General features: G+C 65.6%; 2 protein-coding genes. Both read right to left on the bottom strand.

Annotated features, from left to right (window positions below; all coding sequences use genetic code 11):
- Window positions 1–29 precede the first annotated feature (29 nt).
- Window positions 30–10442, bottom strand: coding sequence for an amino acid adenylation domain-containing protein (locus tag ACF8FB_RS00085; RefSeq protein ID WP_392510756.1), 10413 nt, complete (start codon window positions 10440–10442; stop codon window positions 30–32).
- Window positions 10443–10602: 160 nt separating this feature from the next.
- On the bottom strand, window positions 10603–18489 hold the full coding sequence (locus ACF8FB_RS00080) for an amino acid adenylation domain-containing protein (RefSeq protein ID WP_392510754.1): 7887 nt from the start codon (window positions 18487–18489) through the stop codon (window positions 10603–10605).
- Window position 18490: the final 1 nt, after the last annotated feature.

The raw sequence follows: 18490 nt of genomic DNA, 5'->3' as shown, positions 1-18490 counted from the left end.
AGAGGGGCCGCGCTGGCGGCCCCGAAAGCTCATGAAAGTTCAATGAAGCAGGCGTGCGTGAGGTTGGGTTCGAGCAGCGCTTGTACGTCGTCGAGCAGGGTGGCCTCATGCGGCACCTGGAAGTGCCCACAGGCCAGCAGCCGCGCAGTGTCCAGGGCCTGGCCAAGCTGCGCGGCCAAGGCTTCGCGCTCATCGTCACGGCCCGCTACCCACCAACTGTGCGGTACCACCTGCACGGGCTGGCAAGTGTGCAGCTCACGCGACAGGCGCTTGAGGCTGCGCGCAGTGATGAACACCTGGGTCAGTTCATCGACGCCCAACCCCGTCGCCCCCTGCCTGTTGCCCAGTGCCTGCGTGATCAGCGCCCGCGCACTCCCCTCGCCTTCCGGCAGCGCCACATCACGCTTCACGGGCTGCGCCGAGGGTACGGTGGCCTGCAACAGCTCGTTCAAATCGTCCAGCCAATGATCGACTTGCAGGTGGGTTTGCGTGCTGGGCACGAAGCTGTCCAGCAGCGCGAGCAACTCCACGCGCTCACCCTGCCCTTCCAGCACCGCCGCCATCAGTGACGCCAAGGTGCCGCCGAGCGACCAGCCCAGCAAGCGGTACGGGCCATGCGGCTGCTGTTCACGCAGGCAGGCAACGTAGTCGCTGGCCATGCTCTGCAGCGACGCTTCCTGCCAGGCACCGTCGAGCAGCTGCCGCGCCTGGATGCCGATGACCTGGCAGCGTCCATTCAAGCGCCTGGCCAGCGGTTCGTAATCGAACACCGTGCCAAACCCGGCATGCACGCAGAACATCGGTGCCTGGCCAGCCACAGGGGCGTTGAGCGACAACAGCGGGCTGTGCTTGCCCGCCACGGCGGTCAGCTCGGCGATGGTCGACTTCTGGATCAGGTCACGCAGGCGCAGGGTAAAGCCGATTTTTTTCAGCCCACGGGCCTTGGCCACCACCTGCATGCTGAGGATCGAATCGCCGCCCAGCTCGAAGAAGTTGTCGGTGATACCGACCTGCTCAACCTTGAGCACGTCCTGCCAGATGCGCGCGATGGCCAGCTCCAGTTCGTTGCGCGGTGCCACATGTTCACGCAACGCCTGCATCGCAGGCAGCGCGTTGCGATCGAGCTTGCCGTTGGGGCTAAGCGGCATCCGCTCCAAAACCATCAGCTGCGCCGGCACCATGTACTCGGGCAGTTCTTGCTTGAGCCGCTCGCGCAATTGCTCGGCAATGCCTTGAGCGTGTCCCTCGGCCAGGGTCACATAGCCGAACAGCTGTTTGCCGCTGGGGCCGTCGCGCACCACCACCGCCGCCTGGCGTACCGGGTCCATGTCGGCCAGGCGCGCCTCGATTTCGCCCAGTTCGATGCGGAAACCGCGAACCTTGACCTGATTGTCCAGGCGCCCGAGGTAATCGAAGGTGCCGTCCTCCCGCTGGCGCACCAGGTCACCGGTACGGTACAGGCGCCCACCCGGGTTGCCTGGGTCGGCGACAAAGCGTTCGGCGGTCAGCCCCGGGCGGTTCAGGTAGCCGCGGGCCACGCCGGTACCGCCCAGGTAGAGTTCTCCCGCCACACCGGGCGGCAGTGGGTTCAGGTCAACGTCCATGACATAGGCGCTACGCTGCCCTACCAACGTACCTATTGGCGCATAGACCGCGCCGCAAGGCTGCTGTGGCGCGGCTTTCCAGATCGTCGGGGTAACCACGGTTTCGGTCGGCCCATAGCCATTGATGATGTACTGCGGCTGCAAGTAGGCATGCGCCTGTTCATAGCTGGCCTGCGGCACCGCATCACCGCCGAAGCAATAGATGCGCATCGGCGGTGGGTTGCCGTGCTCGCGTACCTGCTCGATCAATTGCTGCAAGTACACCGGCGGGAACGCTGCGACGCTCACGCCATGGCGATGCAGTGCCTGGCAGGTCTGCTCCGGGGTCCACAGCTCATCGCCGCGCAGCAGCACACTGCCGCCGTGGGTCAATGCGGTGAGCCAACGCTCGTGGGCGCCGTCAAAGGCAAACGACATGAACAACAGCTCGCAGTCGGCGGGGGTCATCTCATAGCGCTCACCAATAGCCTGGCAGTGCATCGCCAGCGCGTCATGGCTGACCACCACGCCTTTGGGCTTGCCGGTGGAGCCGGAGGTGTAGATGACGTAGGCCAGGTTCTCACCCTGCAGCGTTACCTGGGGTGCATGGCCTGGCCACTGCGCGGGGTCGAAACTGTCCAGGTTCAAGGCATGCACGTTGGCCAATTTCGGCAGGCCCGCCAGGGCCGCGGTCTGCGACACCAGCAGCGCGACGCCGGAGTCTTCCATCAGGTAACTCAGGCGCTCGGCGGGGTACGCCGTGTCGATCGGCACATAGGCTGCGCCAGCCTTGAGCACCGCCAGCAGGGCGACGATCATCTGTGGGGTACGTTGCAAGGCGACGCCCACCCGCACTTCAGGACCCACGCCTTCAGCAATCAGAGCATGTGCCAAGCAATTGGCGGCGCGGTCGAGTTCGGCGAAGCTCAGGGTTTGCCCATCGACCTTGACCGCCACGGCATCACCTTGCTGCTGCGCCCATTGCGCGATGCGCTCGTGGACCAGCAGCGGCGCCTGTTGCGCTGGAGGCGTCAGCGCACGCAGGGGCGCGCCGGGCAGCAGCCCGAGGTTGCCCAGGCGCGCCCGGCCGTCCAGCGACAGCGCCTGCAGCAGCGCCTCCATGTTGGCGCGAATGCCCGCCACCGCTTCCTCGCTGAAGCACTGGCGCAGGTACATGTACTCGATGATCAACTGGTCTTCGACGATGACCATCAGGTCCATCGGGAAGTCGGTCAGGCCGGAGCCACCGACATCGCCGAATTGCAGGCTGTCGTCCTTCCACTCGCGCAGGGTGCGGTCCAGAGGCTGGTTCTCGAACACGATGATGCTGTCGAACAGTGGTTGGCCACTGCGCCCGGCCCAGCGCTGGATTTCGCCCAGTGCGGTGTACTCGTGGTCACGCAGCTCCAGGTTGATGCGCTGCAACTGCTGCAGCCACTGCCCGACCTGCGCCTGCGGGTCGACCTCATGAATCACCGGCAGGGTGTTGATGAACAGGCCCAGCATGCTCTGCACACCCGGCAAGGCGGCCGGGCGCCCCGCCACCGTGGCGCCAAAGCTGACACTGCGCTGGCCGCTGTAGCGGCTGAGCAGCAACAACCAGGCGCCCTGCACCAAGGTGTTGAGGGTGATGCGCTGGGATTGTGCGAAGGCCTTGAACGTCTCGGTCTGCGCGACACTGAAACGGCTGTAGAGGGCCTGGTGGCCGCTGCCGCGCTCACCGCTGGCGAAGGCATCGGCCAGGTAGGTCGGCTCCTGCAGGCTGGCCAGCTGCTGCTTCCAGAACGTTTCGCTGTGGCGCGGATCCTGCTGGCGCAGCCAGCCGATGTAGTTGCGGTAAGGCACCACGCTGTCGAGCGTCTGCCCCGAATAACAGGCCAGGACTTCGCCCATCAACTGCGACGTACTCCAGCCATCGAGCAAGATATGGTGGTAGGTCCAGATCAGTTGATGGCGCTGATCGTCCAGGCGCACCAGCAGCATGCGCTGCAGCGGCGGCCTGGCCAGGTCGAAGCCGCGTTCACGCTCTTCGTTGGCCAGTGCCTCCAGCGCCTGCGCGCAATCGCCACGACCGCGCCAGTCCAGCTCACGCAATGGCAGTGGCAACTGCCCCATCACGTACTGCAATGGCTCATCCAGGTCTTGCCAAAGGAAGCCGGTGCGCAATACGTCGTGGCGCGCCACCACCGTTTCCCAGGCTTGGCGCAGGCGCTCGGCAACCAGGCCCTGTACCGGTACGCTCAACTGGTTGATGTACAGCTGGTCTTCAGGGCGGCCGTTGAGGCTCAGGAACAGCATGCCCTGCTGCATGGGCGACAGGCTGTAAAGGCCATCGACCCCAGCATGCTCCAGGGGCAATGCCTGCACCTGTTGCTCAGTCAGGCTGTGCAGGGCAACCGACGGCTGCTCGACGATCTGCCATTGGCCTACCCGAGCCGCCAGCTGCTCAATGGTCTGCAACAGAAACAGGTCGCGCGGGGCAATGTCCAGCCCCAGTTGCCGGGCCTGGCTGACCACCTGGATGGCGATGATCGAATCGCCTCCCAGGGCAAAGAAGTTGTCCTGCATACCGACTTGGGGCAGGTTCAGCACCGTCTCCCAGATCGACGCCAGTTGCTGCTCCAGCGCCGTGCGCGGAGCGACATACACCTGCCTGGCGGCGTTGAAATCCGGTGCCGGCAAGAGGTTGCGCGCCAACTTGCCGTTGGCGGTGACCGGCAAGTTGGCGAGCAGCATCAGGTGCGCCGGCACCATGTAATCGGGCAAGCCCTGACCGAGGAAATACGCCAGTTGCTCACGCAGTCGCTGGCCCGCCTCGCTGCCCGGCTCGGCCTGCTCGGCAGCCATCGGCACCACATAGCCCACCAGTTGCTTGCCGCTCGGGCCGTCCTGGGCCAGCACCACTGCCTCGCGCACTTGGGCGTGCTCGGCCAGTCGTGCTTCGATCTCACCCAGCTCGATACGCAGGCCGCGAATTTTTACCTGGTGGTCGATACGCCCGGCGTAATCGATCACACCGTCCGGGCGATAGCGCGCCAGGTCGCCAGTGCGGTACAGACGACCGCCCTGTTCATCGAACGGATCGGGCACGAAGCGTTCAGCCGTCAGTGCCGGGCGACCGTGGTAGCCCCGCGCCAGGCCAATGCCGGCCAGGTACAGCTCCCCATTGACGCCGCGCGCAGCGGGCAGCAGGTCGGGTTCGAGGATGTGCGTGCGCAGGTTGTCGATCGGTTGGCCGATCGGCACGCTGAAGCCCTGCTTGTCGCCGCAGGTCCAGTGGGTCACGTCGATGGCGGCCTCGGTCGGACCGTACAGGTTGTACAACCCGGCATGAGGCAGGCGCTCGCGGCACTGTTGGGCCAACACGGCCGGCAGCGCTTCGCCACTGCACACCACGCGGCGAACGCTGCGGCACTGCTCGACCTCGGCGCTGGCCATGAAGGCCTGCAGCATCGAAGGCACGAAGTGCAGGGTGCTGACCTGGTGGTCGATGATGGTCTGGCACAGGCGCTGCGGGTCGCGGTGATCGCCGGGCAAGGCCACGGCCAGGCGCGCGCCGGTCATCAGCGGCCAGAAGAACTCCCACACCGACACATCGAAGCTGAACGGGGTTTTCTGCAGCACCGTGTCGCTGGCATCCAGGCCATAGGCGCCTTGCATCCACTGCAGGCGGTTGAGCAGCGCCTCGTGGGTGTTGCCCGCGCCCTTGGGCCGCCCTGTGGAACCGGAGGTGTAGATCACATAGGCCAGGTTGGCGAGGCGAACGTCCACCTCAGGGGCGGTGTCGGCATAGCCGGCCAGCCACTGCGCGTCCTGGTCCAGGCACAGGATACGTACCGCTGCCGGCACCGGCAGGCGCTCGGCCAATGCTTGCTGGCTGAGCAGCAGGCCGATGCCGCTGTCCTCGATCATGTAGGCCAGGCGGTCGCTCGGGTAATCCGGGTCCAGCGGTACATAGGCGCCCCCGGCCTTGAGCACGGCCATCAGGCCTATCACCAGTTCCAGGCTTCTTTCCACCGCCACGCCAACCAGCACTTCCGGGCCGACACCTTGCTCACGCAGTTTGTTCGCCAGGCGGTTGGCACGCTGATCCAGTTCGGTGTAGCTAAGGGTGGCATCGGCGAAAATCAACGCCGGCGCCTGCGGATGACGCTGGGCCTGATCCTCGAACAATTGATGCACCAGGCGCGCCTGCGGGTAGGCCACTGCGGTCGCGTTCCAGTCATGCAGCATGCACTGCTGCTCGAGATCATCCAGCATCGGCAGTTGCGCGACCACCTGGTTGGCGTCGCGACTGATGGCCTGGAGCAGATTGCGCCAGTGCCGGGCCATTTGCTCGATGGTCTGGCGGTCGTACAGTTCGGTGGCGAAGGTAAAAGCTGCCGTCATGCCGTCAGCGTGCTCGGCGGTATCCAGCGCCAGGTCGAACTGGGTGCTGTGCACCTGCCAGTCGACGGCCTCGATCTGCAGCCCCGGCACTTCCCGTGGCGCGCCTTTGGCCTCGGCCTGGTGGTTGAACATCACCTGGAACAGCGGGTTTTGGTTGAGGCTGCGGTCCGGTTTCAAGGCGGCGACCAACTGTTCGAACGGCAGGTCCTGATGGGCCTGGGCATCCAGCGCGGTCTGGCGCACCTGGCGCAGCAGCTCGACGAAACGCAGGCGCAGGTGAAACTCGGCCTTGTGCACCTGGGTATTGACGAAGAAGCCCACCACCCCTTCGGTTTCGCCGCGCGTGCGATTGGCCACCGGCACGCCCACGCGGATGTCCGGCTGAGTCGAGTAACGATGCAGCAGGGTCTGGAAGCTGGCCAGCAGCAACATGAACAGGGTGACGCCCTGGGCCTGGGCCTGCCGCCTGAGTGCCTGCACCAGCGGCGCGTCCAGCGCCAGGCTCAACTGGCCGCCAGCGCGGCTTGGCTGCGCCGGGCGCGGGTAGTCGGTCGGCAATTCCAGCACCGGCTGTTCACCGCCCAACTGTGCTTCCCAGTAGGCCAGCTGCCGCGCTTGCTCGCCCGCCTCCAGCCATTGGCGCTGCCAAGCCGCGTAGTCGGCGTATTGCACCGCCAGCGCGGGCAGTTCGACGGCCTGCCCGTGACGATAGCCCTGGTACAGCGCCACGAGCTCGTTGACCAGCACCGCCATCGACCAGCCATCGGTGATGATGTGGTGCAGGTTCATCACCAGCACATGCGCCTGGGCCTCAAGGCGCAAAAGGTCAACGCGGATCAGTGGGCCGTTTACCAGGTCGAAGGGTTCACGGGCCAACTGCTCGACCGTGGCCTGCAATTCGACAGCATCGACATCCGCCTGGCGCAGGCATGCACCCTGCGCCTCGGGGGCGTGAATCACCTGGCGCGCTTCGCCGTTGACCTGGACGAAAGTGGTGCGCAGGCTTTCGTGGCGTGCCACCAAGGCCTGGAAGGCCTGCTGCAGCGCCGCCACATCCAGCGACCCGCGCAAGTGCAGGGCCGACGCGATGTTGTAGGCGGCGCTGTGCGGCTCCAGTTGCCACAGTACCCATTGACGTTGCTGGGCATACGACAGCGCCAGGGGCTCTCCCCGTGGCACCACAGCGATGGCCGGCAGCTGCGCACCCGTCGTGGCAGCCGCCACCCGCTCGGCGAAGCCCGCCAGGTCCTGGGCCTCGAAGACACTGCGCAGCGGCACTTCCAGCGCCAGTTGCTGGCGCACGCGGCCAATCATCTGCGACGCGAGCAAGGAATGGCCACCCAGTTCGAAGAAGCTGTCGCTCAAGCCAACCTGCCCGACCTTCAGCACATCGGCCCAGATCGCCGCCAGCGCTTGCTGCAGCGGGCTGGTCGGCGCCTGGTACTGGCGCTGGGCGGCGGCAAGGTCAGGCGCCGGCAGCGCCTTGCGGTCGAGCTTGCCGTTGGGGGTCAGCGGCATGCGTGGAATGAACACCAGGTGGGTCGGCACCATGTAGTCCGGCATCGACTTCAATGCGTGGGCCTTGAGTGCCTGGCGCAGGGTTTCCTGAACCTCGGCATCAGCCTGCAGCAGGCTGGCATCGTACGGCACGATATAGCCTGCCAGCTGCTTGCCCAGCGGCCCGTCGACGTCGATCACGGCCACTTCGCGCACCGCACCGAAGCCCTGCAGGCTGGCCTCGATCTCGCCCAACTCGATGCGGAAACCGCGAATCTTCAACTGGTGGTCGATGCGCCCCATGTACTCCAGCACGCCATCGTCGCGGTAGCGCACCAGGTCGCCGGTGCGATACAGCCGGCCGTGGCCGTGCGGGTTGGGGATGAAGCGCTCGGCGGTCAGCCCTGGGCGCTTCAGGTAACCGCGCGCCAGGCCATCGCCGCCAATGAACAGTTCGCCGCTCACGCCCACCGGCACCGCGTCGAACTGGGCGTCGAGGACGTGGAAAGTGGTATTGCCGATCGGCTTGCCCAACCACACCTGGCGGCTGTCGGTGACCTTCTCGATACCCGACCAGATGGTGGTTTCGGTCGGTCCGTAGAGGTTCCAAACATGCCCTGCCTGGTCGATCAGGCGCTGGGCCAGCTCGCTGCTCAAGGCCTCGCCGCCGCTGATTACCCGCTTGCCACGCAGGGCCTGGGGCGGGGCGTTGTCCAGCAGCATGCGCCAGGTCGACGGTGTCGCCTGGATCACGCTCACCGCCTGTTGCTCGATCACCCGCAGCAAGGCGAAGGGATCTTTGTTCTGCTGGTCGGCCAGTAGCACCACGCTGGCCCCGTGCAGCAACGGAAGGTACAGCTCCAGGCCGGCGATATCGAAGGACAGAGAGGTCAGCGCCAGTACCCGGTCGCTGGCCGCGATACCCGGTTGGACGGCCATGCTGGTGAGGAAGTTGACCAGGGCACCGTGGCGCACCGTGACGCCTTTGGGCCGGCCGGTGGAGCCTGAGGTGTAGATGACATAGGCGGGATGATCGGCATCGACGTCAAGCGGCAAGTCTTCTGCGGCAGCCGAGGCGTAGCACGCGGTATCAGTGTCCAGGCACAGGCTGGCGACCGTGGCCGGCACCTGCAGCCTTGCCAGCACAGCCTGCTCGGTCAGCAGCAACCCCAGGCCGCTGTCCTCGATCATGTAGGCCAGGCGCTCGGCCGGGTAGTCCGGGTCGAGCGGCACGTAAGCGCCCCCTGCCTTGAAGATCGCCAGCAGGCCCACCAGCATGCGCGGCCCGCGCGGCATCGCCACACCCACCAGCACTTCAGGGCCGACGCCACGCTCGCGCAGGGCGTGGGCCAACTGGTTGGCCTGGCGGTTGAGTTCGGCGTAGCTCAAGGTCTGCTCGCCAAAACGCAGCGCCACGGCATCGGGCGTGCGACACACCTGCTGTTCGAACAGGCGATAGACGCCGAGCTTGGTGGGATAGGCCATCTGCGTCTGATTCCACTGGCCGAGGATGCGCTCGCGCTCGTCGTGCTCCAGCAACGCCAGCTCCAGCACACGCTTGCGCGGGTCCTGGCAGGCCTGAATCAGCAGGTTACGCCAGTGCCGCGCCATCTGTTCGATGCGCGAGACATCGAAGAGGTCAGTGGCATAGGTCAATGACGCGAACAGTCCATCGGCGTGCTCACGGGTGTCCAAAGTCAGGTCGAACTGAGTGGTGCGGCTGTCCCACTCCAGCCCACGCACCTGCAAGCCACTGAGCTGGGCATGGGCGTCGCTGGCAGCTTGCGCCTGGTGGTTGAACATCACCTGGAACAGCGGACTGTGGCTCATGCTGCGCTCCGGTTGCAGCGCCTCCACCAGTTGTTCGAACGGTAAGTCCTGGTGCGCCTGGGCCTGCAACGCGGTTTCCTTGACCTGTTGCAGCACATCGATGAAGCGGCTGTGCAGCGCGAAGTCGGCCTTGAGTACCTGGGTGTTGACGAAGAAACCGATCAACCCTTGCACTTCACTGCGGTTACGGTTGGCGATCGGTACGCCCACGCGCACCTGGGGCTGGCCGCTGTAGCGGTGCAGCAAGGTATGGAACGATGCCAGCAACAGCATGAACAAGGTTACACCCTGGGCATTGGCCAACGCCTTGAGCGACTGCAGCAACACGGCATCGATCTCGATGCCCACCCGCGCGCCGCGCCCGCTGGGCGCCACCGGCCGGGAGCGATTGGTCGGCAGGCTGAGCACCGGTTGCTCCCCGCCGAGGGTGTCCTTCCAGTAAGCCAGCTGCCGCGCCTGCTCACCCGCTTCCATCCAGTTGCGCTGCCAAATGGCATAGTCGGCGTATTGCACCGGCAGGGCCGGCAGATTCGGTGCCTGCCCCTGGCTGAGGCGTTCGTAGCACTGTACCAAATCGTTGATCAAGATCGGCATCGACCAGCCGTCAGCGGCAATATGGTGCACGGTCAGCACCAGCACGTGGTCGTCTTCGCCAAGCGGCAGCAGGTTCAGCCGCAACAGCGGCCCTTGTTCAAGATCGAACGGCTTGGCGATGCACGCCTCGACGTGCTCGCGCAAGGCGTCGCTGGTCGCGCTCATGCCGATGAGCGGCTCGATGAGCAACTCGAACGGCATCTGCGGGTGGATGATCTGCACCACGCGGTCGCTGTCTTGTCGCAACGTGGTGCGCAGCACTTCGTGGCGCTGGATCAGCGCCTGGCAGGCACCGCGCAAGCCCTCGATATCCAGCCGCCCCTGCAGCTGCAGCGCCGCACCGATGTTGTAGGCTCCGCTGGCGGGGTCCAGTTGCCAGAGAAACCACTGCCGCTCCTGGGCGTAGGACACCGGGGTCGGGTCGGCCGGGTCGCGGGCGAAGATGCGCGTCACCCCGTAGAGGTTGACACCCTGCTGCTTGAGCAAGGCGGCCAGGGCCTTGCGCTCCCGGGACGACAGTGACTCCACGGAATCGAGCAATGCTTGCACTTGAACATCTCCTACCAGGGCACCGGTCTTTGCCTGCGGAACGTGCCAGCCCGCGACAGGCTCATGATGCTGCCGAACAAATGAAAGAGCCGGACGGCTGCCGGCTCTGGGTGTACTGAAGTTGACGAGCCGGGCCCGGTCATACCGGGCCCGCAGAGCGCTACTGGGTCAACTCGTCGATCTCCTCTGCAGTAAGACGTTTCAAGGCGGCCAAGGATTTAGCCAACTCGTCCTGAATCGACGCGCCCTGCCCTTGCAACGCTTCGACGGCCTCGCTGAACGCTCCGAGGGTCGGGTGCTCGAACAACGATCGCAGGCTGACTTCGATGCCCAGTTCGCGGCCCACCCGCGCCACCACCTGCACCACCAGCAGCGAGTGCCCGCCCAGCTCGAAGAAGTCATCGCCCAGACTGATCCGCTCGACGCCCAGCACCTCGCTCCAGACCTGCGCCAATTGCTGCTGCAACGACGTTTCCGGTGCCTGGTAGCGCTGCTGAGCGGTGCTCGCGTCCGGTGCCGGCAATGCTTTGCGGTCGAGCTTGCCATTGGCAGTCAGCGGCAGGCTGTCGAGCCTCACCCACAGTGCCGGCACCATGTAGCCCGGAAGGCTGGCACGCAGATAGTCGGCCAGCACGCTGCGCATCTCGGCTGCGGCGACCGAGGCATCGCGGGCGACCCAGTAGGCCACCAACTGCTTGCCACCGGCCACCTGCGCATCCACTACCACGGCGCTGTGCACGCCTTCATGGGCCAGCAGGCGCGATTCGATTTCGCCCAGTTCTATGCGGTAGCCGCGGATCTTCACCTGGAAGTCGGCGCGTCCTACATACTCCAGGGTCTGCCCATCGGCGCACACGAGCGCCAGGTCGCCACTGCGGTACAGACGCTCACCCGGGCGGCTGGCGAACGGATCGGGGACAAAGCTCAATGCCGTGCGCACCGGATCCCCAAGGTAACCGCGCCCGACACCTACGCCGGCCACATGCAACTCGCCGGTGGCCCGGGCCGGCATCGGTTCGAGCAGGTCGTTGAGCACATGCAGGCGGTTGTGCTCGGTCGCGGTACCGATCGGCAGGTGCACGGAGCTTGCGTCATCACGCACCCGGTACAGCGCCACGTCGTCGGAACACTCCGCCGGGCCGTAGGCGTTGACCAGTTCGACCTGCGGGTAGCGCTCGCGCCAACGGCGGGCCAGTGCCGGTGACATGGCTTCGCCAGTGGTGAGCAGGTAACGCAGGCGTGGCAATTGCCGGGCTGGCAGTTCCAGCATGGCCTGGATCATCGCCGGTACGCATTCGAGGATGGTCACGCCCGTGGCCTCGACCTGTTGCAGCAGCGCCTGCGGATCCTGCGCCACGGCGTCGGGGAAGATTTCCACGCGGCAACCACACAGGGCCGCCGTCAGCAATTGCCAGACGCTGATATCAAAGCTCTGCGAGGCCGTCTGGGCGATCACATCGCTGCCCCGCAGGCCCAAGTACGGTAGCTTGCTCAGCTGGTTGTTGAGCATGCCGGCCTGTTCGACCATGACGCCTTTAGGCACACCGGTCGAACCGGAAGTGAAGATCACGTAGGCCAGCAGCTTGGCGGCATTGATGGGCAGGTGCAGCATCTGTGCCGGCGCGGCGTGTGCCTGCACCTGCTCCCAGACCAACAAGGTCGGCGGCGCTTGGAAGCCTTCGAGCATCGCTTGGGCCAAGCCCAGGCAATGCTCATCGCACACCAGCACCCGCGCCTGGCTCAAGCGCAGCACATCGGCCAGGCGCGCCACCGGCAAGGACGGATCCAGCGAGAGATAACCGGCACCCGCCTGGAACACCCCGACCACCATGCCCAGCAACGACAGGTCACGCTCACCGAGCACAGCGACCAGGTGGTCGACGCTCACACCATTGCCCTGCAGTACACCCGCCAGGCGTCGCGCCCGTTGATCCAGCTCGGCGTAGCTCCATTCACGGCCCTGGCAAGCGGCCGCAGGCAGTTGCCCGGCACGCTGCACAGTGGCGTCGAACAGCCGCGCATAGCCCTGCTCGTAGGCCTCGGGCAGCGCGGTCGGCACCTCCGGGGCACTGCCAGGAAGGGCGGTGGCCACAGCATGGAAGTCCGCGTCCAGCTGCTCGCTCAAGGCCAGCAACAAAGCCCGGAAGTCAGCCAGCAGCACGCTGATGGTCGCGCTGTCGAACAGGCGTTGGTCATACGACAGGTGCAGGCCCAGCACCTCACCCGGGTACACCACCACGGTGAGCGGGTAGTTGGTGTGCGTGCGCGAACTCCCGGCCTTGACCTTCATGGTCGAAGCCTGGGCGCCAACGCTGGACTCCACGGGCGCGTTCTCGAACACGAACAGGCTGTCGAACAGGGCCTGACCGCTACCGACCTCGCTGCACGCCTGGATATCCACCAAAGGCAAGTGCTCGTGCTCGCGCAGGTTGAGGTTGTGGTCAAGCAGTGACTTGAGCCACGCCTTGGCCGTGACGCCGGCTTCGGCGCCCGGCAACCGGACCCGCAGCGGGATGCTGTTGATGAACAGCCCGACGGTAGCCTGCATCTCGGGGAATTCCACCGGCCGACCGGCCACGGTCACCCCGAACACCACGTCACGGTCGCCGCTGTAGCGTTGCAGTAACAGTGCCCAGGCGCCTTGCACCAGGGTGTTGACCGTCAACTGTGCCGCCTGGGCGCGCTGCGCCACCTGCGCGCTTTGCTCGCGGGTCAGGTACACCAGCTCATCGGCCACTGCTGCATGGTTGTGCTCGGCGCTGGCGCTGCGGTCGAACGGCAGCGCGGTCGGCCGCTCGAAACCTTGCAGCTCATTGCGCCAGAAATCACGCGAAGCCTCACGGTCCCATCGCTGCAGCAAGGCGATGAAGTCGCGGTAGCGCGGCGGCGTCGGCAGTTGTACCGGCACACCGGTGGTCAGGCTCTGGTAGACCTTGAAGAACTCATCGACCACGCCCATCCGACACCAGGCATCGAGCAGCACATGGTGGTTGCTGAAGACGAAGCCGAACTGGTCGGCATCCAGCAGGATCAGGCGCAGGCGGAACGGCACTTCCCTGGCCATATCGAAGCCCTGGCGCAGCTCCGCTTCCAGTTCGGCCTGAAGGGCCTGTTCGTACTGATCTTCAGCCAGGTGACGCCAGTCCAGCAGGCGCAATGCCGGCTCGGTGCGGCGATGGACGATCTGCACCATGCGCTCACCCAGGTCCCAGCAAAACGAGGTGCGCAGCACGTCATGGCGCGCAATGACCGCTTTCCAGGCTTCGCTGAACGCGCCGACATCAATGGCGTGGTCGACGCGGTAGCAATACTGCATCAGATAGATGCCCGAACCCGGTTCGAGCAGGGTGTGCATCAGCAGCCCTTCCTGCATCGGTGACAACGGATAGATGTCTTCGATATCGCGCGCGGCCACCGGCAGGCGATCCAGTTGCTGCTGGCTCAGCCCGGCCAGTGGGAAATCACTTGGCGTAATGCCTTGCGCTTCAGGTTCCACGCAGTGCTCGATGACCTCGCGCAACGCCTGCTGATACCGGCTGGCCAGTTGCTCGATGGTCGCCTCGTGGAACATGTCGCGGCTGTAGGTCCAGTCCAGGCGCAGCTCACCGTCGTACACTTGGCCATTGATGCTCAACCAGTTACCCAACGGCGAATCCTCGCCCTGGCTACGGCCGGCACTCTCGTTGGCGGGCACGAACAGCGCACCGCCCTGCTCGCTGAAGCTGCCATCGAACTGGCCGAGGTAGTTGAAGGTCACCCGAGGCTGCGGCAACGCAGCCAGGCGCTGGGCGAACGCGGCTTCGCCCAGGTAACGCAGCACGCCGTAACCGATACCTTTGGCCGGGACCTCGGCCAACTGCTGCTTGATGTGTTTGATGCTGGCCGCCACGCTTGGCAGCGGTGTCAGTTGCACCGGGAACAGACTGGTGAACCAGCCAACGGTGCGGCTCAGGTCGAGGTCGTCGAACAGGTCCTCGCGGCCGTGGCCTTCGAGCAGGATACTCACCGATGGTTGGCCGCTCCAGTCACACAAGGCGCGGGCCAACGCCGTCAACAGCAGGTCGTTGACCTGGGTGCGATACGCCGCTGGCGCGACCTTGAGCAGCTTGTGGGTCAAGGCTTTGTCCAGGCGGGTGGTGGCATGCGCCGCCTGGCGCAGGTTGCATTCGCCTTGCGGGTTATCGCAAGGCAGCTCGCCCGCGGGCTGCTGCGCGGCCTGGAGCCAGTAATCACGTTCAGCCTGCAGGTTTTCGCTGCGCGCATAGTCATCAAGCTGTCGCGCCCATTGGCGCAGGGGTGCCGACCTGGACGGCAGGCTCACCGCCTGCCCTAGGCTAGCCTGCTGGTAGGCCGTCTGCAGGTCTTCGAACAGGATGCGCCAAGACACCCCATCCACCACCAGGTGATGCACCGCCAGCAACAGCCGTTGCTGACCATCGGCGAGTTCGAACAATGTCGCCCTGAACAGCTCGCCACAGGCCAGGTCGAGGCTGGCCTGCACCTCGTTGGCGGCGGTTTCGAGCGCTGCAAGGCTGTCCAGAGTGACTACCTGCAGGAGGGCCTGCACCGGTGTCGTACGCGGTGCAGCCTGCCATTTTCCGGCGTGCTCAGTGAATGCCAGGCGCAGCGCCTCATGTTCATCGACCAGCGCCAGCAGCGCCTTGTCCAACGCCTGCGCCTGCAATGTTTGCAGCGGCTTGAGCAGCACCGACTGGTTCCAGTGATGGCGTTGGGCGATGGCGGTGTCGAAGAAGCGCGCCTGGATCGGCAGCAACGGCAGCGGGCCGTCTGCCTCGGGCTGAACCACAGCGGCTTGCGGCTTGTCCTGGATGACCCTGGCCACCTGGGCCAAGGCCGCGACGGTCTGTTTTTCGAACAGTTGCTTGGGGGTCAGCTTGATGCCCTGGCGCTTGGCGCGGGCGATGATCTGCAAACTGAGGATAGAGTCGCCACCGAGCTCGAAGAAGTTATCGGTGCTACCGACCTGTTCCAGCTTGAGCACATCGGCCCAGATCGCCGCCAGCTTTTCCTCGACCTCACCTGCTGGGGCTACGTAAGCCTTGCCGGCCACTTCGGGCTTGGGCAAGGCACGCTTGTCGAGCTTGCCGTTCGCGGTCAGCGGCAGCTGTTCGAGCAACACCAGGTGGGCCGGCACCATGTAGTCCGGCAGTTGGGCCTGCAGTTGCGTCAGCAATGCGCTGGCCGCCACGTCGGGTGCGGTCACGCAATAGCCCACAAGCTGCAGACGTGCAGGGTCGCTCTCCAGTGCCAGCGGCAAGACCACGGCCTCGTGCACGCCCTCCAGCCCGCGCAGCACTTCACCGACTTCGCCCGGTTCGACGCGGTAACCACGGATCTTCACCTGATCATCGGCGCGGCCCAGGAATTCCACCTGGCCTTGCGCCAAGCGAGCCCGGTCGCCGGTACGGTAGACCCGCGTGCCATCGCCGTGTGGGTCCGGCACGAAGCGCTCGGCGGTCATGGCGGGCCGGCCGAGGTAGCCTTGAGCAACCCCCTGTCCGCCCAAGTACAGTTCGCCGGCAACCCGCTCGCCCACCGGGTTCAGGCCACTGTCGAGCAGGTACACATGACTGTTGGCCAACGGTTGCCCGACCGGCACGCAGCGCAGGTCCGGTTCGCTCGCGCCAACTTCATGGCTGAGAATGCCCACCGTGGTTTCGGTAGGGCCGTAGTGGTTGACCATGCGGCACAGCGGCTTGAGCTGGCGGACCTTTTCCACCAGCGACCACGGGCTCGCTTCACCGCCGACGATCAACAGCTTGCGCGGCAGCACGCTGGCTGCATCGCTGGCCTGGAGCAAGGCCTGCAGGTGGCTGGGGACAATCTTCAGTACGTCGACCTGATGCTCCGCCATGTAGCTGGCGAAGGCGTCCGGATCGAAGGCATGCTCACGCGACATCAGGTGCAGCAGACGGCCGGATGCCAGCGCGCCGAACAGCACGGTGTGCCCCAGGTCCGCCGCCACGGTCGAGACCATCGCCATGCTGGCGTCGGCTGGCAACTGCAGGCGCTGCAGGATGCCCTGCACGTAGTTGGCCAGCATGCCGTGGGCAACGACCACGCCCTTGGGCTGGCCGGTGGAGCCGGAAGTGTAGATGACATAGGCCGGTTGGGCGGCGCAGACCTCGATGGCCAGCGGCGTCGTCGGGCACTGTCGCCAGGCGGCAGCATCGAAAGGCAATACCGGGCACGCGGCGAAACCACCGAGGGCAAGCTTGGGGTCGTGCACCATCAGCACGGCCTGGCTGTCCGTCACCAGTTGAGCCAGGCGCTCGACCGGCTGGGCGCTGTCCAATGGCAGAAAGGCCGCCCCCACCTTGAGCACTGCCAGCAGGCCGGTCACCCATTCGATGGAGCGCTCTTGGCACAAGGCAACCACTGCGCCCGGCTTGACGCCCATTGCCAGCAGGTGGTGCGCCAACTGGTTCGAACGCTGATCGAGCTGGGCATAGCTCAACTGCTCCGCGCCCGCACGCAGCGCGGGGCGCTCGCCGGCATTGGCCAGCGCCCGGCGGAACAGGCTGAGAAAGTCCGTGCAAGGGAAGCTCGCGGGCTCACCGTGCAAAACCGCATCGGCATCACCGACACAGTCCAGCAGCCGGCTGGCAGGTGCCGCGACCATGTCCTGCAACAACGTGTGCAGGGCCGTCACCAGGCGCTCGACGGTGCTGGCCTTGAACAGGTCGGTTGCATAGGTGAAGTACGCCTGGATACCGTCGGTGCCATCGGTGAAGTCGAAGGCCAGGTCGAAACGCGCATCGGCGCCGCTCAACGGGTACTCCTCGACCTGCAGACCGCTGAGGGTCTTGCGCTGCTCGCCGCCGGCAGCTTCACCCGCGACGTTCTGGTTGAGCTTGAACTGGAACAGCGGGTTATGGCTGAGGTTGCGCTCTGGGGCCAGCGCATCGACCAGTTGCTCAAACGGCAGCTCCTGATGCGACTGGGCCTCGGCCACCACCTGGCGGACCTGGGCGAACAGCTCGCTGAAGGTGGCCTGTTCATCCACCTGCACGCGCATGACCTGGGTATTGATGAAGAAACCGATCAGCCCTTCGAGGTCCTTGCGGTTGCGCCCGGCATTGGGCACGCCGATGCGGATGTCGTGCTGGCCACTGTGGCGCGACAGCACCACGGCCAGGGCGCCGAGCAGCACCATGAACAAGGTCTGGCCATTGGCCTGAGCCAGGCTGCGCAACGCGCTGGACAGCGCGGGCGGCAGGTCGGCGCGCACCACCGCGCCCTGGTAGCTGGGCTGCGCAGGGCGTGGGTAGTCCAGCGGCAGGTCGAGCAACGGCTGTTCATCGCCCAGCTGGGTCTGCCAGTAACGCAATTGCCGCTCGCCCTCACCGGCTTCCAGCCAGGCACGTTGCCAGATGGCGTAGTCGGCGTACTGGATCGGCAGCGCTTCAGGGTTCGGCGCCTGCCCGGCCAGCAGTGCGTCATAGAACGACACGAACGTCTGCACCATCAGCTCGCTCGACCAGCCATCGCTGATGATGTGGTGCATGCACACCGTGAGCACGTGTTCGGTGGCACCCACACGCAGCAGCTTGACCCGCAGCAACGGGTCTGCGAACAGGTCGAAGGGGCGACGCAGTTCGTCGCGCACTGCGCCATCGAGGTCGTGCGCCTGGACCTCGACGCACTCCAGGACCACCGGCGACTGCTCCAGCACCTGCTGATAGCACTCCCCTTCGTCCATGACCAGCCGAGTTCGCAGGGTCTCGTGGCGTTGCACCAGCAGCTCCAGGGCACGGGCCATGGCACCGACATCGATCTCGCCCCTGAGCGTCACCGCCATCGGTACGTTATAGAACGCACTGGTCGGTTCCAGTTGCCAGAGGAACATCAGCCGCTGCTGGGCATAGGACAGTGGGATACGCGCCACGTCATGACGGCTGGCGACAATTGGCAGCAGGCGGAAGCTCTGGCCGCCGGCGCTCATCTTTTCGACCACCTGGCGGCGCTGCTCCAGCGGCATTGCTACGAAACGTCTGGCGATGCGTTCTGCGGTTGTCTTGTCCATT

The organism is Pseudomonas sp. yb_2, from assembly GCF_043103905.1.
GTDB classification, from domain to species: domain Bacteria; phylum Pseudomonadota; class Gammaproteobacteria; order Pseudomonadales; family Pseudomonadaceae; genus Aquipseudomonas; species Aquipseudomonas alloputida.
Note: the sequence above shows the minus strand (reverse complement) of the source record. Positions and strands in the feature narration are given on the sequence as shown.

Bases quoted from the DNA above. Each gene is read 5' to 3' on its own strand.
- ACF8FB_RS00080 (WP_392510754.1), bottom strand. From the start codon at position 18,489: ATGGACAAGACAACCGCAGAACGCATCGCCAGACGTTTCGTAGCAATG.